We start from the raw sequence: 21,697 nt of genomic DNA, 5'->3' as shown, positions 1-21,697 counted from the left end.
GTCAGGCTAATTCGGGGGATGGCCCGTGAGCCTGTCATCGTTGATGTAATACCGCCGCCGCTAAGCGGACGTGATTGATTCAGAATTCGAAACGCATTGGTTCACCCAGGTCTGGTTGAAAATGCCAGGTTTCCACCCTAAAAAAGGTGGCCACTGCATAATTGGGGATAGGTTATGACCAAAGCGCTAACCATACGTGGGTTGCGAAAGGTATATGGTAATGGTTTCGAGGCTTTAAAAGGCATAGATCTGGATGTGGAACAAGGTGATTTTTTCGCTTTGCTAGGGCCTAATGGCGCGGGCAAGTCTACCACGCTAAGTATCGTTTCGTCGTTGGTGAGAAAGACGGAAGGCTCAGTCACTATCTTTGGCTATGATCTGGACACAAAACTGTCTAGCGCCAAGAAAATGCTTGGCGTCGTGCCACAAGAGTTCAATTTCAACCAGTTCGAGAAAGTCTGGAATGTGGTCATTACCCAGGCTGGGTATTATGGTATCCCCGCTGATGTCGCGGCTCCCCGTGCTGAGCGGTTACTGAAAAAGCTCGATCTTTGGGAAAAACGCAACAACGTGTCAAGAATGCTATCAGGCGGCATGAAACGGCGGCTGATGATCGCACGGGCATTGGTGCACTCTCCCAGATTGCTCATTCTAGATGAACCCACTGCAGGAGTGGATATCGAGTTACGTCGTTCTCTCTGGGAGTTTCTGCGTGACCTCAACTCCGAGGAAGGTACGACGATTATCTTGACCACTCACTACCTTGAAGAGGCAGAGAATCTCTGCCGGCATATTGCCATCATTAACAAAGGCGAGATTATCGAGAACACCTCGATGCGGTCTCTGCTGTCCAAGCTCAATACTGAGACATTCTTATTGGATATCAGTCGTGATCTTCTGCCGGCAGATATACCGGTATTGGAGCATTACCCGTTGAGCCTTGTGGGTGAGCATACGCTGCAAGTTGAAGTGGAGAAGTCGCGCGGTATTACAGCGCTGTTTTCCGGTTTGCAGGCACACGGAATTGAAGTGGTCAGTATGAGAAACAAAGCTAATCGACTGGAGGAGTTGTTTGTGGCTTTGGTCAGAGGGGAGAGTATATGACCTCGCGCGAACTGATGGTGGCGTTCTGGACCATATTTATTAAAGAGATTCGCCGTTTTTCTCGTATCTGGGTGCAGACCTTGCTGCCTCCAGCGATCACTATGACCCTGTACTTCGTCATCTTCGGCAACCTGATCGGTAACCGCATTGGTGATATGGGTGGTTTTACTTATATCCAGTTTATTGTGCCGGGGCTGATCATGATGTCGGTGATCACAAATTCCTATGGGAACGTCGTATCGTCTTTTTTTGGTACGAAATTTCAGGGGCATATAGAAGAGCTGCTGGTATCTCCTGTGCCTAACTGGGTCATTTTGTCAGGGTATGTGTTAGGTGGTGTTGCACGTGGCCTTGCTGTCGGGCTGATTGTGACGTTATTGTCGCTGTTCTTTACCAAGCTGCATGTGCACCATATCGGCATTACGGTACTGGTCGTGTTTCTAACTGCCTTCCTGTTTTCACTTGGTGGTTTTGTGAATGCGGTCTTTGCCCATACCTTTGATGATATTTCCATTGTGCCGACCTTTGTGTTGACGCCATTAACCTATCTTGGCGGCGTATTCTATTCCATCACGCTGTTACCTCCCTTCTGGCAGGCAGCCTCTCAGGCCAATCCGATTCTTTATATGATCAACGCTTTCCGGTTTGGCATTCTTGGGGTTTCAGATATCAATGTTGGTACGGCGATAGGAATTATCCTGCTGTTCAGTGTGGCCTTGTTTGTGTATTGCCTGCATTTGTTGAAATCGGGCAAGGGTATTCGTAATTAGAGGTGGGGAGAGATGAGTAAGACTGAATCATTGTTGAAGCAGGCGCAGGCTCCTCTGGGTGAAAAAAGTGCCTACGTGGATCAGTATGATCCGGCTCAGCTGTGTCCTATTCCTCGTCAGCAGATCTGGACTGGACCCTGCTACCGCACGGACGTGTGGACTGGTTATGAAATCTCCTGGCTGAATGAGAAAGGCAAACCCGTGGCTGCGATGGCGACGTTCGGCATACCGGGTGATTCACCAAGCATCATTGAGTCCAAGTCCTTCAAGCTGTACTTGAACTCCTTCAATGGCTATCGAGTAGCAAGCTGGGATCGGGTGGCTGAGATGATGACGAGGGATCTTTCAGCTGCTGCGGGCGCACGGGTGTCGGTGACACTGCAGCCATTGCATCAGTTGTTGGTGCCTTCATTACCTGAGGGTTTGTGTCTGGATGACCTTGATGTGGCGATTGATCACTACGTTCCGGAAGCGGCTTTGCTGTCTCATGCCAAAGGGGCGGATGCGGTGGTCGAGGAGGTGGTGCATAGCAACTTGCTAAAATCCAACTGCCCGGTAACGGGTCAGCCTGACTGGGGGACGGTCGTCGTTCGCTATGTCGGTAAGGCCATAGACCACGAGTCCTTGTTACGCTACATCGTCTCTTATCGTAATCATGGTGACTTCCACGAGCAGTGTGTGGAGCAGATCTTTACTGACATAATGATGCGTTGTCGGCCAGAACAGCTCACGGTTTATGCACGCTATGTTCGTCGTGGCGGGTTGGATATTAACCCATGGAGATCGACATCGGAGTCGATGCCTACGTTCTACCGCTTACCACGCCAGTAACCCTACGGGCGTACATTTGGGTCTGGCATGAAAAGCCGGGGCAGCTAACGCTGTTCCGGCTTTTTAGTATACGGCTTACAGCGCCTTGTTATGTCATTCGGTCTCATTGCAGCAAGCTGAATGTCTGCGTAGCAGATTCAATGAGTTTAAGCTGGCCCTGGAGGCGCTCAAGATCGGTCCTCAATACGTGATGCATGTCTCTGGACTCTTTGAGCATCTCCTCTATAAACGCGTGATGCTGAGTTTTGGGGCGGATGGTGCTCAGTGCATCATGAAGCTGGCCCGTTGCTGATTGAAGCGTTTGAATTTGCTCAAGATATTCAGGAATCTGGGCATTGGTATACCAGAGCAAATCAGCGAGCTTATCTTTCAGTAAGTTAAGATCTTCATCCGGGGCTGGCATATCGAGTGTCAGCGCGTTCTGACAGGCTTGCTGAGCCTGTTTCAGCGAAGACAGGGTTTCTCTCCATCCATTCAGCGTTGTTGTGGCTGGTTCGCTATCAGCGGGATAGTTAGGGCCAAAGGCTGTTGACAGGGCGGTGAGTGTATCTTTGAGTGCTGGTTGATTTTGGATTGTTTTTTCCAGCTCTGAGTTAAGTGTAGAGAGGTGTTTGCTGGATTCAGCGGCTTGCCGCATTAATTTGTTTACTGACGGGATGAGATGCCCAAGCAATTCTGCCTCCTGTCGGGGCTGGCCTGAAGCGTTGACCACACTGGTTGGTTCAACGAGGGTGACCGGTTCAGGTTTACGCCTTTTTTGTTCAAAATCTTCTATGTACGCTTCGGCAACGCGTGACAGGCTTTTGTGAATACTGTCCCAGAAGCTGTTTTCATCGTTTGATTTAAGAGCCTGTTTTTCAGCATGCAGGAACATCAGCCGCATTGCCGTGGTCTGAACCTCGGCAGGAAGATCTTTGTTGAACTCAAAGTTGGTCTGGTCAGGGCGCAGCTCTTTATAGTGTTGAACGGTATGCTGCAATGCTTTGTTCAGGTGGTAGCGGTAGCTGCTGTCCTGTTCACCATCTATATCAGCAAGATCAAGGTCAGGCATCTGTTCAGGGCCTCTTTCCAACTGAGATTTCAGGCGTTTAATACGTTGATTCTGGTAGCGACTGAAAACTGCCAGCAGGATGAGTAAAAATGCCAAAACCACAATTGCTTCAAGGGCGAGCAGCATAAAAGGGTCCTGTAAACTCATTCAATATTCCCATTGTTCAGATCCGCTAAGCAGGTACGGGCTTTAAGCGTGCCACTGGCTCCACAGCCTATTACTCAAGCGTTAATAATGATCAGGCTGGTATGGCTCGAGTGTACTAAATAATTCGTTTGGCAACGCCTTGCGTCGCTTGATAATTGTCATCCGCAGTGCAAGTTGACCGTCAGCCGTGCTCAAGTTTTGTCTATGTTCCCTAGTCGAGGTTCCTTATGCTCGTCTGTGTAAGCATAGTCTAATTCGTATATATCTTTATGGCAGATCTGAGACAGGATATTAGCTGTTTTCAGTTTAATGTTTCAGCATCATATTTGACTAAAGCGTGTAACGTACTGCGTAACAATTAAGAGTTTTGTATCTGCGAATGCGGACAAGTTTAAACATATCTGCATTTTCATACTCTCTCAGTCGTCTCTGACGATAGCCTGAAAGGCAGTAATCGACTCTGCTGATGCGAGTCGGTAATGACGTACCAACATTATTTTCTTATCTGTTTGCGAGCGAGAGTTATTTATGGATGCATTAAGTTTACTTCAGCACCGGGTGTCTGTGGCTCAACTGACCGGGCCAGCCCCCACTTCGGATCAGTTGGAGCTTTTGTGGCAGGCAGCGTTGCGTGCGCCTGATCATGGAGCATTGCGCCCCTGGCGGTTTCTTGTCGTTCAGGGTGAGGCGCTTGCTCGCCTTGGGGAATTATTTGCTCAGGTGGCTATGGATAATGATCCTGATGCGGATCCAGCTTTTCTGGAAAAATGCCTCAATATGCCGCTGCGGGCTCCCATGCTTATTGTTGTAATCGCATGCTGCCAGCAGCACCCTAAAGTTCCTGAGCAGGAGCAGATTCTGTCTGCGGGCGCTGCGGCACAGAACATCCTGTTGGCTGCCCATGCTCAGGGGTTGGGAGCTATCTGGCGTACTGGTTGGGTGGCGGATGATGAAGTTATTAATCAGCAGCTGGGATTGGCCAGGGGGGAGGTGAATATTGGCTATATTTACATTGGCACGCCGAAAGGGCATCTGCCGGTCTCGCCCGTGTTGAATAGTGCTGATTTTGTAACATCGTGGCATGGGTGAGCTGATGAGAGTGTTCGATGATGCTGATGTCCTTAGGGTTGAGCACAGGCTGTTGAACACGATCCCGCTTGTCGCGCACATGTCACTGCAAGGTATCTCGCTACAGGAAGAGGGGTTGTCGCTGAGCGCTCCCCTGGCTCCCAACGTGAATGACAAGGGGACCGGCTTCGGAGGAGCTCTTTCAGCAATCGCTACGCTGTCTGGTTGGTCTCTGACATCCATTTATGCCGAATCTATCAAGGCAAATGGTTTTGATGTGGTTGTGTATACCAGTGAGCTGACGTACCTGGCTCCCGTTAAAGCGGACTTCTGTGCGCTTTGCTTCTACCCGGAGGAGCCGTTGCTTGAGGTCTTTTTGCGCAAGCTTGCGGAACGAGGAAAAGCCTCGTTGCCGTTACGTGCAGAAATTCGCAGTAATGGCGAGGTGGCGGTTACGTTGTCAGGGCGCTTTGTTGCTTTTGCTCGTGCAGAGCAGGTGTGAAGCTCATCGCTCTGCTTTGCCTGAGTTGTACTGATGAAAAAAATGCTTGCGTTTCAAATGCCTATTAAGTACATTACGCACCGCGTTCAGCGATGAACGCAACCGGTGAGGTGTCCGAGTGGCTGAAGGAGCACGCCTGGAAAGTGTGTATACGGGAAACCGTATCGAGGGTTCGAATCCCTCCCTCACCGCCAGATTCCAATGAAAAGCCCCGATTGAAATATCAGTCGGGGCTTTTTGTTTTTCTGCGTTATAGCATACGTTTGCGCGTCTTTTTTTGGGCGGCTGGTGCTTCTAATCTTGCAGGCATTGGTGCTGGTGCTTCTGACTGTTTTTCTTCTTTGAAGCCGCTTCGTTTCTCGCTGTGTTTCCCGTCCCGTTTGATTCCGTATCCTAAACTGTGATGTTGGCCTGAGGGTCGTTTATAGCGGCTCTAAAGGTCTATGCATGGAGAGTGGGATAGCCTGGTTGATATGGCTTTAATTCAGGTTGAAGCGAGGAGTGGGCGACCCGTCACTTTTTCCTGGTTGGCGCTCCGCTTATGTGAAGGGCATTGTTTGTTAGGTGCTGCTCGCTGTTGGTTAATGTGCAGTTGTGCTGGCGGTTATAAGACTGGTAATCACTTCCACAAGAAGTGGCAGGCTGCAAATGCAAAACCCCACTATGAAGTGGGGTTTTTAAATTGCGCTTCGATCGCTTAGCCCAGATAGGCCAGCATATCCAGATGCGATGCCGGTGTCTGGAAATCGACTGCCATCATTATGCTCAGTGCGGTAATAGTGACGATCGAAACCACAAAAACCTTGCGGGCCCATAACCGATCATCAGTGCTGGACTTATAGCCTGATAGTGCCATTCCCAGCCACCACAAGCTGGTTGCGCAGGCAACCACCAGATAGCCGTAGCCGACGTAGCCGCTCAGGGCCAGCATGACTGTCGCCAGGGCGAAGGCAACGATGTAGATGACGATATGGTGCTTGGCTTTGTTGATGCCCTGAGCAACGGGAAGGACGGGGATATTCGCTGCTTCATAGTCTTTGAAGCGGAATATCGCAATGGCATAGGAGTGGGGCATCTGCCACAGACTGAACATGATCAGCAGGATTGCAGCGCCTATGTCGAAATTGCCAGTGACGGCGCAGTATCCGACGACGGGTGGTACTGCACCAGAAAAGCTGCCAACCAGTGTGCCGTAGACGGATTTACGCTTCATGTAGAGGCTGTAGACAACCACATAAATAAAGAAGCCGAATGCTGCAAATCCCAGTGCAACGAGGTTGGTCCAGTAATAAAGCATGCCAAAGCCAATCAAGCCCAGAACGATGCCGTGGGTGAATGCTGCTTTGGTGGACATGGCGCCAGTGACGGTGACGCGATTCTTGGTACGTTCCATCTTGCGATCGATGTCGCGGTCAATGCAGTTATTCAGTGCACATCCTGATGCCACGATCAATGACAGCCCAACCACTGTGGCCAGAAACAGGGATAAATCTACGCTGCCCTTGGCAGCTAGGAAGAAGCCCCCGGCAACAGAGATCAGATTGCCGAAAATGATTCCCGGCTTAGTAACGAGTAAGTATCTCTTAATCATCAGAACACGCTTACCAGTTGAAGAGGCGTAAGAAAGGGTGCCGGCAGGCACCCGCTCTTACGGTAGGCGGACAGTCTTACAGGACCATGTTGATATGCATGTTGTACATGATCCAGACCGAACCACCGATCAGGATGACCGCAATCAGGATGGTGAAGGCAAATGCCATCACGTTCCAGCTTTGCTCTGATGAACTATCCATATGCAGGAAGAACACCAGCTGAACCAGTACCTGAGCGATTGCCATGATTACCATGACAATAACGGCGGTGACCGGTGTGGCCAGACCTGGGAACATAACCAGGGCAAAGGGTACCAGGGTCAAAATGATGGACAGAATAAAGCCGCTTACGTAGGACTTCATGCTGCCGTGGCTCGCGCCACCACTGCCATGTGAATGATGATCGCTCATTTACATTGCCCCCATCAGATAAACAACGGTAAATACGCAGATCCAGACGATGTCCAGGAAGTGCCAGAACAAGCTCAGGCAAGTCAGACGAGTCTTGTTCGTGTCGGTGAGTCCTTGTTTGGAAACAAGGAACATCATTACCACCATCCAGATCAGGCCGCAGCTTACGTGGAAGCCGTGAGTGCCCACCAGGGTGAAGAATGAAGACAGGAATGCGCTCTTGTCGGGACCGATGCCTTCTTCAATCAGGTGGTGGAACTCATAGATTTCCATTGCAACGAAGCCTGCACCCAGCAGGGCAGTGATGATCAGCCACTTGATGACCTTGGCTTTATCGCCCTGGTGCATCGCCAGCATGGAAATACCGCTGGTAAAGCTACTGATCAGCAGCAGGAAAGTTTCAACCAGCACGAATGGCAGCTCGAAAATTTCCTTGCCGCTTGGGCCGGTGGCAATGTTGTTGTGAAGGACTGCATACGTTGCGAACAGGGTCGCAAAGATAATGCAGTCAGTCATTATGTAGATCCAGAAACCGAAGACCTTTGTTGCTCCGGCATCGTGGTGCCCATGATCATCATGGGCGTGATGTAGTGCTTCAGTGGACATGGGTTACACCTGGGTTACGAAGGGGTGGCTAGATGCGTTTTTCTCAAGCACGTCGTGATGCGCGTTTTCAATGCGTGCCACTTCGTCTACCTGAACGTAATAGTCAACATCTTCGTTGAACGCACGAACAATCATGGTGGCCAGAATGCCGGCGGCACTGAGGATTACCATCCACCAGATGTACCAGATCAAGCCAAAGCCAAGGCCTACAGAGAACAGGCCGATGATGACACCAGCAGCTGCGTTCTTCGGCATGTGGATCTTCTCAAAAGAAGCAGGGCGCTTGTAGGCAATACCTTTCTCTTTGTTGTCCCAGTGGGCATCCAGGTCTTCTACGTTCGGCATATGCGCGAAGTTGTAGAAGGGGGGTGGAGAGGAGATGGACCATTCCAGTGTGCGTGCATTCCAGGGGTCACCAGTAACATCCATGTTGTCCTTGCGGTCACGGATACTGACGTACAGCTGGATGAACTGGCACAGGATGCCGCCCAGAATGATGAACGCACCGATAGCCGCGACTACCAGATATGGGTGCCAGGCTGGGTTGTCATAGTGGTTCAGGCGACGGGTCATGCCCATGAAGCCCAGGATGTACAGAGGTACGAAGGCTACATAGAAACCTACCAGCCAGCCCCAGAATGCACGGCGGCCCCATTTGTCGTTCAGGGTGAAGCCGAATACTTTCGGGAACCAGTAGCCAAAACCAGCCAGGTAACCGAACACCACGCCACCGATAATTACGTTGTGGAAGTGAGCGATCAGGAACAGGCTGTTATGCAGCAGGAAGTCTGCACCAGGGACGGCCAGCAGTACGCCGGTCATACCACCGATAGAGAAGGTGATCATGAAGCCAATGGTCCAGAGAATGGGAGCATTGAACTGCACGCGGCCACGGTACATGGTAAATAGCCAGTTGAAAATCTTCACCCCGGTCGGGATGGCAATGATCATGGTGGCAATACCGAAGAAGGCGTTGACGTTAGCGCCAGAGCCCATGGTAAAGAAGTGGTGCAGCCAGACGACGAAGGACAGTACGGCAATGGCCGCAGTTGCGTATACCATTGAGCTATAGGCAAACAGACGCTTGGTCGAGAAAGTGGCTGTTACTTCTGAGAACACGCCGAAAGCCGGCAGAATCAGGATGTATACCTCGGGGTGACCCCAGGCCCAGATCAGGTTGACGTACAGCATGGGGTCTCCACCAGCGGTGTTGGTGAAGAAGTGCATGCCCAGGTAGCGGTCAAAAGTCAGCAGAGCCAGAGCAACAGTCAGCATGGGGAAAGCGCCCATGATGATGATGTTGGAGCACAGTGCAGTCCAAGTGAAGACAGGCATCTGCATCAGGCGCATGCCAGGAGCGCGCATCTTCATGATGGTCACGAAGAAGTTAACACCTGTCAGGGTAGTACCGATACCGGATATCTGTAGTGCCCAGATGTAGTAGTCAACACCTACGCCAGGGCTGTACGTCGCCTCCGATAGTGGCGGGTAAGCCAGCCAGCCGGTGCGTGCGAACTCGCCGATACCCAGAGACAGGTTGATCAGCACCACACCTACTACGAACAGCCAGAAGCTGACAGAGTTCAGGAAAGGGAAGGCAACGTCACGAGCACCGATCTGCAGGGGAACGACAATGTTGAACAGACCGATCATGAATGGCATGGCCATAAAGATGATCATGATCACACCGTGAGCGGTGAAGATCTGGTCATAGTGCTCAGGAGGTAAGTAGCCCGCGCTACCTGCATCGGCAAGGGCGAGCTGGGTACGCATCATGATGGCATCGGCAAAGCCGCGCACCAGCATCAGCATGGCAACGAAGATGTACATGACACCGATTTTTTTGTGGTCGACAGAAGTCAGCCACTCGGACCACAGGTAGCCCCATTTCTGGAAGTAGGTCAGACCGGCAACGACGGCAAGGCCGGCGAGCAGAATGATACTTACAGTAACGACGATAATCGGCTCATGGAAGGGAAACGAGTCTAGCGTTAATTTTCCAAACATTGTTATTCCTCAGAAGCCACGTTCATGCTGACTTGCTGAGCTTCATCACCGGCCTTGCTGTTCAGGGCTTCGTGAGAGTTCAGTGCAGTCGCAGAAGGAGATTGGCAGTAAGAGCCATAACTGTTCAGGATGGACTGATACAGATTGGATTCTACGGATGAGAAGTGTGCAACAGGGTTGGCTTCGCTGGGCTTGACCAGCTCGGTGTACTGTTCTTTCTCAAGAGGCTGAGGTGCGGCTTTGACCTTCTCTACCCAGGCATTGAAGTCCGTAGTGGACATGGCCAGAGTGTCGAATTTCATGCCAGAGAAACCGCTGCCGCTGTAGTTGGCAGACATACCCATGTAAGTACCGGGTTCGTCAGCCAGCAGGTGCAGTTTGGTGTTCATGCCCGCCATGGCATAAATCTGGCTACCCAGCTGTGGAATGAAGAAAGCGTTCATTACCGAGGCAGAAGTGATGTCAAACGCAATTGGTGTTCCGGTGGGGATAGCCAGTTCGTTGACTGAGGCAATGTTCTGCTCGGGGTAGATGAACAACCATTTCCAGTCCAGAGCGACTACCTGAACGTGAAGTGGCTTCACTTCAGATTCAAGAGGCTTGTAGGGGTCCAGTTCGTGGGTGGTTTTCCAGGTGATCAACGCCAGAACGCCGATGATGACGCAAGGAATGAACCAGACTACCACTTCAATGGCGTGGGAGTGTGCCCATTTGGGAGCGTAAGTGGCGTTCTTGTTGGAAGCGCGATATTTCCAGGCAAAAACGAGGGTCATGATAATGACCGGGACAACCACGATTAGCATCAGCCATGTGGCAGTAAGAATCAGCGATTTACCGCTTTGGCCTATCGGCCCCTTGGGATCCATCAGCACCCAGTCGTCGCAGCCACTTAGGAACAGTGCAGCGAGCAGGCCAGACGCCTTCATCAAACTTAGACAGGTTTTTTTTTTCATCTCACAGCCTCATTACCTCACAAATGTAATGTCAGAAAGGGAAAGGGGATCACAGATTCTTGATAGCTACAGGCGTACTGCCGCGGGGTCACATACCTTAACTGAACACTTCGCGATTAGCAGAGGTGTCTGTTCTGAAAAGTATGATGTATTGATCTGAATCATTGATAAATCATGGACGAATGCAGCGTTTGGACTTCTTCCACAAAGGTCAGTGCTCAGCCGAGCGCTGACCCTGTCACAGGGGGCGCCATGTTACTGCATGTGCTGGCCGTGGTGGGAGAGTTACCTCCGTATCTGCAACTTCTATCCTTAAGTTATCCTGATTCCGCGGTTCACGTACTAACTCTGTGCTTCATTTGTTCTTCGGCCACTACACTGTCGTGCTAACAGGGCGGTAACCTGAATTCTTTTTGATGCTGTGACATGAATCAGGTCGATTCATACCAGCGTCGAGCGGGCCGCAGTATAGCAGCCATGCGACATTTTGTCGCTGTTAATGTGCCATTTATTGATGATCACTTCTGCTCGTTTCAACCGGTATCCAGAAGCGACCAGACTATGCTCCAGTACGACGGGGTCGAGTGTTTTCGCGGCTTGTAAGCTTACTGGGTGGACGGACAGAGCTCGATAATTAGTTGTAGAACAGTCCGTTTGTTCTGTCTTTCAGCTTTGCTTTCAACTGAGGCAGGTCGCACCTGAAACGGAGCCTGACTGGTCACGGTATTGTCTGGTCGTCAGGTCCTGAAGTTACCAGTTTGTATGCCATGAGTGAGTTAGTATAGGCATAAGCGCTGCGGTACTTTAGATCAATTCCTAAATTCAGCAGGTCATATCTGCCGTAATGGCATCGTTCGTATTATGTGTTCTGCCATTGGGAGTAGTCGCTGCGCTGCTAAAAGCTTCAGGCGTCTGATTGCTGTTTCGCCGGTTTGAGCAGCGTTGCCGCTGGCCGGCAGAATGTCTGTTTGCCACTCTTGAATCCCATCAGAGGGGGACGTATTTCCGCTATAGTCTGCGGCCCATCTGTACTGTCCATCACGATAAAGTCTGCTCTACAGCCAGGGTGTAAACCATAGTTTTCCAGTCGCAGGAGTTGCGCCGAGTGTTTGGTGATCCAGTGCAGGCATTGCTCCAGCTGTTTATCTGTTCCCAGCTGAGCAATGTTGGCATAGAGATTAGCGATACGGAGTAGCGAAGCATCGCCCAAAGGGGTAAACGGATTACGGACATTGTTGGTTGAGAGTGAGCAGCACATTCCCTGTTGCTGAAGAATATGGATCGGGCTTACTCCCCGTGGTATCAGGTGATCGTATTGCCTGCCCATCAGGAACAGATCCGTTGCGGGAAGGCAGGTAAGCTGAATACCTGCCGTAGCCAGCTTCTTCGCTGTACCAAGCAAGTCTGTATGGGAGACTGCCGACAACCGGGTGACATGGCCTAAGGTCACTCTTCCGTGCCAGCCATAGTGATGCGTTTGCTCTATGACCTTTTCCAGATTCGTCAGATCATCCATCAGGTCAAAGTCGAGATGAAAGTCCAGATCGCGATCGTATTGATGGGCTAACGCAAACAGCCGCTCAATCTGGCCCGTTGGGTCGCTATCTGTGTAGGGGCAGCCGCCAAGTACCTCCGCGCCCTGTTGCAGGCATTCTATGAGCAGCGTTTCCGTTCCCGGCTTGTTGAGCATTCCTTCCTGCGGAAAGACACAAATTTGCAGGGTCACTGCCCATGCGTAATCGGCTTGCAGCCGTCGAATGGCCTCGAAGCCTTTGAGGCCGATACCTGGATCTATTTCAACATGGGTTCGCATGTGGGTGGTGCCCTGTGTGATGGCACGCTCAATGACGTGTGCACCACGTTGATAAATATCTACCTCACTGAAGCCTTGTTTGGCCTTACTGGTCAGAGCAATGGCTTCTTCGAGCGTACCGTGCTGCAAATGGCAGCGATCCATGATGCAGGCTTTGTCCAGATGGATATGGGTTTCGATCAAGCCGGGCAGAATCAGCGCATTATCCATGTCCCTGTGCTCAATCTCTGTATCTGATCTCAGGGCGTCGGTCGGAGGCTCAACAAAATAGCCATCTTCTATCCACAGTTCAGAGGTGATGTCTGGATGATCCAGAAGGCGCAAGTTGCTCAAGTGTGTCAATGACATCGGGTGTGACCTCTGTTGTGAATCGGTAAAGCGAGACTGTCGCTGAGGTAAGTTGTTAGCAAAACGGTATTTTTTGCTAACAATGGCTTCCAAATTGCTAGCAATTTCTCTGCCTGATTTCTCAGTGAACCTTACAGCAGGAGAAAATGCTTATGCCGTCTGCGCAAACAGCCATAGACATAGTTAGAGATTTTTTGGCGGCTTCCATGGCGCCAGACCCGGTCAAGGCGGCCAGCTATATGGCGGACGGGGTTGTAATTACGTTCACCGGTGGCAGGGCAATGGCAAGTGCAACTGAAATAACCACTTTCAATGCCAGCCGTTACCGGTGGGTGAAGAAACTGCTGGGGGATTTTGACTGCATGGAAAAAGAGAGCGTGGTCGTTGTATATGCGACAGGCACGCTTTATGGCGAGTGGCCGGACGGGCGCAGCTTTTCTGGTAACCGTTACGTGGATCGTTATGAGGTGGCTGGCGGCAAGATTGTGCGCATGGACGTCTGGAATGACAGTGCCGAGTGGATTCTGGCACCGGCTATAGCGAAAAGTTGATCTACACCTTTTGATTTGACGACTGCCACACAGGCAGTCGTCAGTGTGCCCTTAACAGGCTGTTGAAAAACGTTATCGAGGCAGCCGAGACAAGGAAATACCCCGAGGGCACAAGAAACAGGCGAAAAAGCGGAGTTTAGTGAACTAAATGAGCATTTTGAGCCTGTTTTTGACGCGGTATTCGGCAACGCAGATAGCTTTTCAACGACCTGTTAATGCTCGATGCAGGCGATGACCTGTTGCTCGATGCTATCCCAGTCCAGTGGCTGCTGGCTGATGATTTCCAGTCTTGAGTCGCGACGCCAGGCCAGACGGTGGTAGTCAAACTCCCCCAGTACCTGATTGAACAGCAGCCAGGCGTCGCCAATGCGAAATACGCCTTTTACTCTGATGGCCGACGTAATGGCTGTCAGCACAGGCTCCAGTTTTGTGTAATCGAATACGTCATCGCGATGAAACTGCCAGCCGACGCTGCTGAAGTCCCCATTGCTGCCGCTGCGGCGAATTGGCTTGCCGGGATGAGGATGCTCCACAACGGGGGTGAGCTTTGAGCCTGCGAGTGGCTCCGTTACGGCAGTAAAGAGACCTTCGGAAGCGCTGGTAAATGCTGTGTTACTGTTTTCAGTAGTAGTGCCTTCCAGTATTTCCTGAAGTTCAGGAGCGCCGCTGGGAGTAAAGGGACGCTGTGGAGTACCAGCGCGCACAACATCGAGCAGGTTCGGGTCGATATGGCCTGCATGTGCCTGCACCACGGCTTGTTTGGGAGGGTACATGTTCAGGCTGCTGGCTTCGGCCAGCTTGATCAGGTCAGTTGCAGCGATATCACATTTACTGACGACGATCACGTCAGCAAGGCTCAGCTGGTCCTGAAAGGTTGGGTTGGCCAGCACGTCGGGCCGCTGCAGGTTGCGTGGGTCCAGCAGGCAAATCGTGGCCCGCACATCCAGCGCCTGGCGGAATGCTTCTGACTGCAGGGTGTCAATGATGCCTTCAGGATGACCCAGGCCGGTTGGCTCAATCAGCAGGCGGTCGGGCCTGGACTGACGCAATAGTGCAGCTAAGCCGACCTGCAAGCTGGGGCCGAGGGCGCAGCACATGCACCCCCCGGCCATCTCTTTGATGAAAATGCCATTCTCTGCAGCAAATGCCGCCTGATCGACCCCAATCTGTCCGAACTCGTTGACCAGAATGGCCCAGCGTTCATTTTCCGGCTTGCTTGCCAGTAGCTGGTTGATCAGTGTCGTCTTGCCGGAGCCAAGAAAGCCTGTAATGACATTGGTCGGTATCTGTCGCAACACGATGTGATCCTTTGTCTTCCTGAGGATTGGTCAATCGCCTGAAGGTGGGGTCAATAGAGGCGAGTTTCGAGTAGGGCGCGCAGTTTTCTTTCTTCAACCTTCAGCGTTGTGCCATGTATAAGGCGTTGTTTGAAGCGCAAGGAAGCATTTGGAAACCCAAATCGGCTGGAACGTCTCCATCTAAAGAAGGTCTATTTTGGTCAGTTATCATGGCCAATACCTGATTGAGCCCGGAAGAGGTGATCGCAGTATGAATAACGACGAACGTCAATTGATCGATGGCTTGTTTTCACGTCTTAAACAGGCGGCGCAGCAATCACCCGTGCGCGATGAGGAGGCCGAGAAGGTCATCAGTAGTCACCTGAGTGAGCAGGGGAATGCGGGTTATTACATGGCTCAGGTGCTGCTCGTGCAGGAAGAAGCACTCAAGCGTATGGAGCAACAGGTCAAAGGCCTGGAAGAGCAGAATCGCCAGTTAAATCAGCAGCTGGCGCAGGCTTCTGCTCGAAGCCAGAGCGCTGGCAGCCAGGGCGGATTTCTGTCCAGTTTGTTTGGACTGGGGGGCGGGCAGTCTCAGTCACGGCCGAACGATACCAGCTGGGGACAGCAGAATAATGCTTCACCTCAGGCAAGCCAGTGGGGGCGCCCTGTAGGGGCTGCTCCTGCGCAGGCCAACGCCTACCCGCCTCAGGCAGGTCAGGGCTATGCTCCTAATCCTGCCTTCCAGCAGGCGCAGACAGCGCCCGCGGCAAACGCTGGTCGAGGCTTTCTTGGAGGGGCATTGCAGACGGCGGCGGGTGTCGCGGGCGGTGTCTTGCTGGCAGAGAGCATCAGCAGCCTGTTCAGTCATCACAGTGGTCTCGGTGGGCTGGCAGGTGGTGCGGCACCAACGGAAGAGATCGTCAATATCTATAATGAGGCGCCCGGTACGACAACCACGGGTCTGGATAGTGGGGGCGAGTATCAGAATGGCTGGACTGACACGTCCTACAATCAGGGTGGGAATGATTGGGGGAGTGGGTTAAGTGACAATCAGGCTGATTTCGGTGGCTATGATGACGGCGATATGGGCGGTTTTGACGACGATGATTTCGTTTAAACTGCCATTCTGCGCTTGCTGGTAGAGTGGCAGCGCTGCAGGTCATCCAGACTATGACGGTCAGATACAACAAGGGGCACATGATGTGCCCCTTGTTGTATCTGAGTGCTTTATTGTATCTGTGGCCCTGATCAGGCACCGATAACAGCGTCGACAAAATAGGTATCGACACCATTGATCTTCTCGCGCACCAAGCCGTGGCAGTCAGTCTCAAAGCCCGGGAAGCGGGAGTTGAAATCACGGACAAACTGCAGATAACGGACGATAGTGCGGTTGAAACGCTCACCAGGAATCAGCAGCGGGATGCCGGGTGGGTAAGGTGTTACCAGCATGGCGGTAACCCGACCTTCAAGCTCGTCAATAGCGACGCGCTCGATCTGACGGTGTGCCATTTTTGCCCAGGCATCGGCAGGCGTCATTGCCGGTTCGATGTTGGACAGGTACATCTCAGTGGTGATCTTGGCCAGATCGTACTGTTTGTATACGTTGTGGATGTCGGTACACAGATCGCGCAGGCCGACTTTCTCGTATTGCGGGTTCTGTGCGGCAAACTCCGGCATGATGCGCCACAGCGGCAGGTTCTGGTCGTAATCGTCCTTGAACTGCTGAAGCTCGGTGACCATGGAGTTCCAGCGGCCTTTGGTGATACCGATGGTAAACATGATGAAGAAGGAGTACAGCCCCGTCTTCTCGATGATGATGCCGTGTTCGGCCAGGTACTTGCTGACGATGGCAGCAGGAATACCGATCTCATCGAAGTTACCGTCCATATCCAGGCCGGGGTTGATGATGGTTGCCTTGATCGGATCAAGCATGTTGAAGCCCGAATCGATCTGGCCGAAACCATGCCAGGTATCATTGGTATGAATAACCCAGTCATCCCGGTCACCAATGCCTTCATCGGCCAGAGTTTCCGGTCCCCAGACCCTGAACCACCAGTCATCACCGTACTCGGCGTCCACCTTGCGCATGGCGCGGCGGAAATCCAGTGCTTCCAGAATGGACTCTTCAACCAGTGCGGTACCGCCGGGCGGCTCCATCATGGCGGCAGCCACGTCGCAGGACGCAATAATGGCGTACTGCGGGCTGGTAGAGGAGTGCATCAGGTAGGATTCGTTGAAGCGGTGGGTGTCCAGCTTCCGTGACTTGCTGTCCTGCACCAGAATCTGTGAGGCCTGAGACAGACCGGCCAGCAGCTTGTGAGTGGACTGGGTAGCGAACACCAGGGTTTCTTCCGAGCGTGGGCGACCACTGCCGATGGCATGCATGTTGCGGTAAAAATCATGGAACGCCGCATGGGGCAGCCAGGCTTCATCAAAGTGCAGGGTGTCGATGGTCGAGCCCAGCATGTCCTTGATTTCTTCAACGTTATACAGAATGCCGTCGTAGGTACTCTGAGTAATGGTCAGAATACGTGGCTTCTTGTTGGTAGCGTTGCGCGCAAAAGGATTGGCTTCAATCTTCTTACGGATGGTTTCCGGGTCAAACTCGCTCTTCGGAATCGGACCGATGATGCCGTAGTGGTTGCGGGTCGGCATCAGAAACACCGGAATCGCGCCGGTCATGATGATCGAGTGCAGGATGGACTTATGGCAGTTGCGGTCAACGACCACGATGTCGCCCGGCGCAACGGTAGAGTGCCATACCACCTTGTTGGAGGTGGAGGTACCGTTGGTGACAAAGAACAGGTGGTCACAGCCGAAAATGCGCGCAGCGTTGTTTTCGCTCTTGTTAACCGGGCCGGTGTGGTCCAGCAGCTGGCCCAGCTCTTCTACAGCGTTACAGACGTCAGCACGCAGCATGTTTTCACCAAAGAACTGGTGGAACATCTGGCCGACCGGGCTTTTCAGGAATGCCACACCGCCTGAGTGACCCGGGCAGTGCCAGGAATAGGAACTGTCGCTGGCGTAATGCATCAGGGCACGGAAGAAGGGCGGTGCCAGTGATTCCAGATACTTGTTGGCTTCACGGATGATGTGGCGGGCGACGAACTCGGCGGTGTCTTCAAACATATGAATGAAGCCGTGCAGTTCGCGCAGAATTTCATTGGGGATATGACGTGACGTGCGGGTTTCACCGTACAGGAATACCGGAATATCGGTATTGCGGCGACGTACCGCTGTAATGAACTCACGTACGGATGCCAGTGCAGTATCAACCGCTTCGACACTGCCATCGCCAAATTCTTCGTCATCAATTGAGAGAATGAAACAGGATGCCCGGCTCGCCTGTTGGGCGAAGGCGGTGAGATCCCCATAACTGGTCAGTCCTACGACTTCCAGGCCTTCCTTACTGATGGCATCGGCCAGATCGCGAATGCCGGAGCCGGAAATGTTTTCAGAACGAAAATCTTCGTCGATGATGACGACAGGAAAGCGAAATTTCATGTGCAGCGCCATTTGCATGAGAGGTGAATGTACGGTTTCCGGAGGGAAGGCAGGACCATAGTCCGGAACCTTGAAAACGATCAGCAGGGAGGCGTGCTTTGACTCATGTCTCGGTCAGGTCCGCGATCGAATTCGGGGTGCATTGTGAGGCCAAAACCTCCAGAAACCTAGTGTTTATTTGCTATGGCCCTTGGTGGTAGATAATCCAACCCAAATGCGGACGGTTTTGTTACAGAGTCCTGCTGAGCGCAGGTATTTTTATCGACAGTGAGTACACTGCGGCCGTCACAAAGGCGACTTTGCCGGGCTTGGGCGGGTGGGGCAAGATGGGTGAGCGTATCTATCGCTGGGCGATTGTCCTTTGAGTATGCAGTAGCAGATGGTCTGTTGGTAATACAGGAGCAGTATAAGTGACAGGGCAACAGGTAAAGGCAGTGACCATTGAGTCGGTTTCTTCCATGGCCGATGTTGATGCCGGGGAATGGAATGCCCTGTTGGGGAATCACTACCCCTTTCTGCGTCATGAGTTTCTGCACGCCCTTGAAGTCAGCGGCGCGGTCAGCGATCAGACGGGCTGGATACCGGCTCACCTTGTGGCACGCAGTGAGGGGCAACTGGTGGCGGCAATGCCCCTCTATGAGAAGCATCATTCCCGTGGCGAATACGTATTTGACTATCAGTGGGCCGATGCCTGGGAACGGGCAGGGGGACGCTACTACCCCAAGTTGTTGTCAGCGGTCCCTTTCAGCCCGGTCACAGGGCCTCGTATTCTTGCGCGTGAGGCGGCCCATGCCCAGCGCCTGATTGAGGTGGTGACGGCCAGTGTGTTGCAGCATGGCCTGTCGGGTGCTCATTTATTATTCCCGCATCCCACCTTTGACCGGCAGCTGGAAGAGTCGGGCTGGTTACTACGACTCGGGTGTCAGTATCACTGGCATAATCGCAGCTATAGCAGCTTCGACGACTTTCTGGCGGTGTGTACCTCACGCAAGCGTAAAAACTTCCGTAAGGAACGTGCCCAGGTGACCGCGCAGGGCATCAGCTTCAGGGCCTTTCATGGCGATGAGGTCGATGAGCGTTTGTGGCGGCAGTTCTTTACGTTTTACGCGGCGACCTACCTCAAGCGCGGTCAGCGACCTTATCTCAGTCTGGCATTTTTTCTACAGTTGGCTGAACACATGGCTGAATCCATCCGGCTGGTAGTGGCTTATGCCGGAGAGCAGGAAGTGGCGGCTGCGTTCTTTCTTACCGGAGGCAATACGCTGTACGGGCGTTATTGGGGATGCCTGGATGAGTATGACAAGCTGCATTTCGAGACCTGCTTCTATCAGGGTATCGATCTCTGTATTGCGGAAGGTCTTGCGCACTTTGATGCGGGCGCTCAGGGGGAGCACAAGCTGATTCGTGGTTTCGAGCCTCAGCTCACTTCATCCTGGCACTTGTTACAACCGGGCCTGCATGAGGCAGTGGAAGAATTTCTGCTGCAGGAACGAGCTGCTATTCATCGCTACTATGCCGATGCACTGAGCTATCTCCCTTATCGAAATGAGGACAGCAGTGAATAACGGCTGGCGCTAGCAGCACTGTACAATTTCCCTTCCTTTAACCTTCTGACAAGACATCACTGATGACTGATTTAGCTTCGACATCATGCCCCTGTGGATCAGGCCGTCTATATCACCAATGCTGCCAGCCTCTACATAGGGGAGGGCAGGTCGCAACCACCCCTGAGGCGCTGATGCGTTCACGTTATGCTGCGTTCGCGCTGGGGAATCTGGGTCAGTATTTGCTGGATACCTGGCATGTCAGTAAACGGCAGGGTCTGAGTGCCAGTGAGCTGTCGCGTCGGGATACCGACTGGCAACGTCTGCAGGTGCTGAACAGCTCCGCTCATGCGGATTCAGGCGAAGTCGAGTTTCGTGCGTTCTTCAGTGAGAACAATGTTCTCAAGGTGTTGCATGAGCGTTCCAGATTTGTTCGTGAGCAGGGATGCTGGTTTTATGTCGATGGTGTCATCAATCCTCCCGCCGTGAGTCGTCAGGCCGGGCGCAATGACCCATGCCCGTGCGGTAGTGGCAAGAAATTCAAAAAGTGCTGCGGCCAATGACAGGCAAGAGCAGCAATGTAAATCGCGCCCGCTGGCATATCGTCGCCTATCAGGCGTCCATGGCCAGTACGCTGGCGGATCTTTTTACCCTGGCTGTCCAGCATATTGACGACGCTGTTTACTCCGCCGCCGAGAAAGCTGCATGGGCGCCGCAGCCTCCTGATTATGAGCGCTGGCAGCAGCGACTGGCCGGGAAACGCCCATGGGTGGCCGTCTGCCAGGAGATGCCCATCGGATTTATCGAGCTGGATGCTGACGGTCACATCGATTGCGCCTATGTCCATCCTGACTGGCAACGTTGTGGTGTGATGACGGCGTTATACCGTTTTCTTGAGACTGCCGCTTTGGTGCAGGGACTGGGCAGGCTGTACGTTGACGCCTCGGAAGTGGCGCTGTCCTTCTTTGCCGGGCAGGGTTTTACCCTGCTAAGCAAAAATCACCTGCGGCGTGGCGAGCAAACACTGGTTAACTACCGAATGGAAAAATGTTTGACCGCAAAGCCTTAACGGGTGGAGCGTTTGTGCAGATTTCAGAGTTGGGATGCCGATGGGGAATCAGGCTGCTGCCACCGTTGCCGCTCGCCACAACATCAGAAACCAGATCAGATGGCAGGCCAGTACCACAAAGCTCAGTCGCTTGCGCACATCACGATACCAGCGTTCACGAATCAACGGACTTTCGTACGCCCACCAGCCAATAAAGGCCAGACCCAACAGCGGCACTGCCCACAGTGACGGTACCAGCAATGCCGCCCAGGCCAGCAGGCTTGGCAGCATCGCCAGCTTCAGCCGGACATGAGCAGCAGGCAAAGCACCCTGCATTATCCACCCCCAGTGAATGCCACCCAGAAAAGACAGAATGACGACGCTGTAGCCTATAAACAGCGTAAAGGCGAAGTGCATGTTGACTCCGACCAGCGTGATCAGAATCGTGCCGAGAAAGGGAATCAGGCCGAAGTAGCCCAGGCGGGTAGCCAGCTCACTGATGTCCTGGCTGTGGTCTGGCTGGGTCGTAGAAGGGCGCGGTGACTGCTGCATGGGGTCTCGATTCTG

Annotated in this window: 20 protein-coding genes and 1 tRNA gene; 11 read left to right on the top strand and 10 right to left on the bottom strand. The window is 52.7% G+C overall.

The window, feature by feature from the left end; translation table 11 throughout:
* Window positions 1-174: 174 nt before the first annotated feature.
* From QCD60_RS28030 to queF, 3 genes are read left to right on the top strand one after another with little or no spacing between them, the layout of a single operon-like run.
* A complete protein-coding gene (locus tag QCD60_RS28030; RefSeq protein WP_104155757.1) occupies window positions 175-1,104 on the top strand; it encodes an ABC transporter ATP-binding protein in 930 nt (309 codons plus the stop codon).
* Entirely contained in the window at window positions 1,101-1,874 is a 774-nt protein-coding gene (locus QCD60_RS28025) for an ABC transporter permease (protein ID WP_279790481.1), read from the top strand. The genes QCD60_RS28030 and QCD60_RS28025 overlap by 4 nt, the downstream gene beginning before the upstream one ends.
* 12 nt (window positions 1,875-1,886) lie before the next feature.
* The gene (gene queF / locus QCD60_RS28020) at window positions 1,887-2,705 is read left to right on the top strand and encodes an NADPH-dependent 7-cyano-7-deazaguanine reductase QueF (RefSeq protein WP_279790479.1); all 819 of its coding nucleotides are present in this window, start codon (window positions 1,887-1,889) and stop codon (window positions 2,703-2,705) included.
* A 103-nt stretch (window positions 2,706-2,808) separates the two neighbouring features.
* On the opposite strand, the gene QCD60_RS28015 is transcribed toward queF, so the two are convergent.
* A complete protein-coding gene (locus QCD60_RS28015) occupies window positions 2,809-3,903 on the bottom strand; it encodes a hypothetical protein (RefSeq protein WP_279790477.1) in 1,095 nt (364 codons plus the stop codon).
* A gap of 528 nt (window positions 3,904-4,431) precedes the next feature.
* Between QCD60_RS28015 and QCD60_RS28010 the strand changes: the two genes are divergently transcribed.
* From QCD60_RS28010 to QCD60_RS28000, 3 genes are all read left to right on the top strand, one after another.
* Window positions 4,432-4,992: a nitroreductase gene (locus tag QCD60_RS28010; protein WP_279790475.1), complete on the top strand. Its 561-nt coding sequence runs from the start codon at window positions 4,432-4,434 to the stop codon at window positions 4,990-4,992.
* Window positions 4,985-5,473 (top strand): YiiD C-terminal domain-containing protein, encoded by a 489-nt coding sequence (locus QCD60_RS28005; RefSeq protein WP_279790472.1) that lies wholly within the window; start codon window positions 4,985-4,987, stop codon window positions 5,471-5,473. Before QCD60_RS28010 ends, QCD60_RS28005 begins: the two co-directional genes overlap by 8 nt.
* 104 nt (window positions 5,474-5,577) lie before the next feature.
* Window positions 5,578-5,667: transfer RNA gene (locus QCD60_RS28000), tRNA-Ser, on the top strand.
* Between the two features lie 503 nt (window positions 5,668-6,170).
* Here the strand turns inward: QCD60_RS28000 and cyoE are convergent.
* The 6 genes from cyoE to QCD60_RS27970 all read right to left on the bottom strand — a co-directional run bounded on the left by cyoE (window position 6,171) and on the right by QCD60_RS27970 (window position 13,296).
* Complete coding sequence (cyoE, locus tag QCD60_RS27995; protein WP_279791079.1) at window positions 6,171-7,064, bottom strand: heme o synthase; 894 nt, start codon at window positions 7,062-7,064, stop codon at window positions 6,171-6,173.
* A 76-nt stretch (window positions 7,065-7,140) separates the two neighbouring features.
* A complete protein-coding gene (cyoD, locus tag QCD60_RS27990) occupies window positions 7,141-7,476 on the bottom strand; it encodes a cytochrome o ubiquinol oxidase subunit IV (protein WP_104155750.1) in 336 nt (111 codons plus the stop codon).
* Complete coding sequence (locus tag QCD60_RS27985) at window positions 7,477-8,082, bottom strand: cytochrome o ubiquinol oxidase subunit III (protein ID WP_279790469.1); 606 nt, start codon at window positions 8,080-8,082, stop codon at window positions 7,477-7,479.
* A gap of 3 nt (window positions 8,083-8,085) precedes the next feature.
* The gene (cyoB, locus tag QCD60_RS27980) at window positions 8,086-10,089 is read right to left on the bottom strand and encodes a cytochrome o ubiquinol oxidase subunit I (RefSeq protein WP_279790467.1); all 2,004 of its coding nucleotides are present in this window, start codon (window positions 10,087-10,089) and stop codon (window positions 8,086-8,088) included.
* A gap of 2 nt (window positions 10,090-10,091) precedes the next feature.
* Entirely contained in the window at window positions 10,092-11,042 is a 951-nt protein-coding gene (cyoA, locus tag QCD60_RS27975) for a ubiquinol oxidase subunit II (RefSeq protein ID WP_279790465.1), read from the bottom strand.
* A 904-nt stretch (window positions 11,043-11,946) separates the two neighbouring features.
* Window positions 11,947-13,296, bottom strand: a complete 1,350-nt coding sequence (locus QCD60_RS27970; RefSeq protein WP_279790463.1) for an amidohydrolase family protein — start codon at window positions 13,294-13,296, stop codon at window positions 11,947-11,949.
* A gap of 59 nt (window positions 13,297-13,355) precedes the next feature.
* On the opposite strand from QCD60_RS27970, the gene QCD60_RS27965 reads away from it, so the two are divergent.
* The gene (locus QCD60_RS27965; protein WP_279790461.1) at window positions 13,356-13,754 is read left to right on the top strand and encodes a nuclear transport factor 2 family protein; all 399 of its coding nucleotides are present in this window, start codon (window positions 13,356-13,358) and stop codon (window positions 13,752-13,754) included.
* 212 nt (window positions 13,755-13,966) lie between these two features.
* On the opposite strand, the gene QCD60_RS27960 is transcribed toward QCD60_RS27965, so the two are convergent.
* A complete protein-coding gene (locus QCD60_RS27960) occupies window positions 13,967-15,052 on the bottom strand; it encodes a GTP-binding protein (protein ID WP_279790459.1) in 1,086 nt (361 codons plus the stop codon).
* Window positions 15,053-15,302: 250 nt separating this feature from the next.
* Here QCD60_RS27960 and QCD60_RS27955 point away from each other — a divergent pair, with 250 nt between their 5' ends.
* Window positions 15,303-16,151, top strand: a complete 849-nt coding sequence (locus tag QCD60_RS27955) for a DUF2076 domain-containing protein (protein WP_279790457.1) — start codon at window positions 15,303-15,305, stop codon at window positions 16,149-16,151.
* 131 nt (window positions 16,152-16,282) lie between these two features.
* Here the strand turns inward: QCD60_RS27955 and QCD60_RS27950 are convergent, their stop codons facing one another.
* Window positions 16,283-18,538: an arginine/lysine/ornithine decarboxylase gene (locus tag QCD60_RS27950; RefSeq protein ID WP_110185880.1), complete on the bottom strand. Its 2,256-nt coding sequence runs from the start codon at window positions 18,536-18,538 to the stop codon at window positions 16,283-16,285.
* A 410-nt stretch (window positions 18,539-18,948) separates the two neighbouring features.
* Between QCD60_RS27950 and QCD60_RS27945 the strand changes: the two genes are divergently transcribed.
* From QCD60_RS27945 to QCD60_RS27935, 3 genes are all read left to right on the top strand, one after another.
* Window positions 18,949-20,103, top strand: a complete 1,155-nt coding sequence (locus QCD60_RS27945; protein ID WP_279790454.1) for a GNAT family N-acetyltransferase — start codon at window positions 18,949-18,951, stop codon at window positions 20,101-20,103.
* 62 nt (window positions 20,104-20,165) lie between these two features.
* Window positions 20,166-20,645, top strand: a complete 480-nt coding sequence (locus QCD60_RS27940; protein ID WP_279790452.1) for a YchJ family protein — start codon at window positions 20,166-20,168, stop codon at window positions 20,643-20,645.
* Window positions 20,642-21,151, top strand: a complete 510-nt coding sequence (locus QCD60_RS27935) for a GNAT family N-acetyltransferase (RefSeq protein ID WP_279790450.1) — start codon at window positions 20,642-20,644, stop codon at window positions 21,149-21,151. The genes QCD60_RS27940 and QCD60_RS27935 overlap by 4 nt, the downstream gene beginning before the upstream one ends.
* A gap of 48 nt (window positions 21,152-21,199) precedes the next feature.
* Here the strand turns inward: QCD60_RS27935 and QCD60_RS27930 are convergent, their stop codons facing one another.
* Window positions 21,200-21,682: a DUF3429 domain-containing protein gene (locus tag QCD60_RS27930; RefSeq protein ID WP_279790448.1), complete on the bottom strand. Its 483-nt coding sequence runs from the start codon at window positions 21,680-21,682 to the stop codon at window positions 21,200-21,202.
* Window positions 21,683-21,697: the final 15 nt, after the last annotated feature.

Source organism: Pokkaliibacter sp. MBI-7 (assembly GCF_029846635.1).
Taxonomy (GTDB): domain Bacteria; phylum Pseudomonadota; class Gammaproteobacteria; order Pseudomonadales; family Balneatricaceae; genus Pokkaliibacter.
The sequence above is the reverse complement of the archived record's forward strand: the minus strand, read 5'-3'. Positions and strand labels throughout refer to the sequence as shown.

Bases quoted from the DNA above. Each gene is read 5' to 3' on its own strand.
- QCD60_RS27965 (WP_279790461.1), top strand. From the start codon at position 13,356: ATGCCGTCTGCGCAAACAGCCATAGACATAGTTAGAGATTTTTTGGCG.
- cyoD (WP_104155750.1), bottom strand. From the start codon at position 7,476: ATGAGCGATCATCATTCACATGGCAGTGGTGGCGCGAGCCACGGCAGC.
- QCD60_RS27950 (WP_110185880.1), bottom strand. From the start codon at position 18,538: ATGAAATTTCGCTTTCCTGTCGTCATCATCGACGAAGATTTTCGTTCT.
- QCD60_RS27940 (WP_279790452.1), top strand. From the start codon at position 20,166: ATGACTGATTTAGCTTCGACATCATGCCCCTGTGGATCAGGCCGTCTA.
- QCD60_RS27985 (WP_279790469.1), bottom strand. From the start codon at position 8,082: ATGTCCACTGAAGCACTACATCACGCCCATGATGATCATGGGCACCAC.
- cyoB (WP_279790467.1), bottom strand. From the start codon at position 10,089: ATGTTTGGAAAATTAACGCTAGACTCGTTTCCCTTCCATGAGCCGATT.
- cyoA (WP_279790465.1), bottom strand. From the start codon at position 11,042: ATGAAAAAAAAAACCTGTCTAAGTTTGATGAAGGCGTCTGGCCTGCTC.
- QCD60_RS28025 (WP_279790481.1), top strand. From the start codon at position 1,101: ATGACCTCGCGCGAACTGATGGTGGCGTTCTGGACCATATTTATTAAA.
- queF (WP_279790479.1), top strand. From the start codon at position 1,887: ATGAGTAAGACTGAATCATTGTTGAAGCAGGCGCAGGCTCCTCTGGGT.
- QCD60_RS28005 (WP_279790472.1), top strand. From the start codon at position 4,985: ATGGGTGAGCTGATGAGAGTGTTCGATGATGCTGATGTCCTTAGGGTT.
- QCD60_RS27930 (WP_279790448.1), bottom strand. From the start codon at position 21,682: ATGCAGCAGTCACCGCGCCCTTCTACGACCCAGCCAGACCACAGCCAG.
- cyoE (WP_279791079.1), bottom strand. From the start codon at position 7,064: ATGATTAAGAGATACTTACTCGTTACTAAGCCGGGAATCATTTTCGGC.
- QCD60_RS28030 (WP_104155757.1), top strand. From the start codon at position 175: ATGACCAAAGCGCTAACCATACGTGGGTTGCGAAAGGTATATGGTAAT.
- QCD60_RS27935 (WP_279790450.1), top strand. From the start codon at position 20,642: ATGACAGGCAAGAGCAGCAATGTAAATCGCGCCCGCTGGCATATCGTC.
- QCD60_RS27955 (WP_279790457.1), top strand. From the start codon at position 15,303: ATGAATAACGACGAACGTCAATTGATCGATGGCTTGTTTTCACGTCTT.
- QCD60_RS28015 (WP_279790477.1), bottom strand. From the start codon at position 3,903: ATGAGTTTACAGGACCCTTTTATGCTGCTCGCCCTTGAAGCAATTGTG.
- QCD60_RS28010 (WP_279790475.1), top strand. From the start codon at position 4,432: ATGGATGCATTAAGTTTACTTCAGCACCGGGTGTCTGTGGCTCAACTG.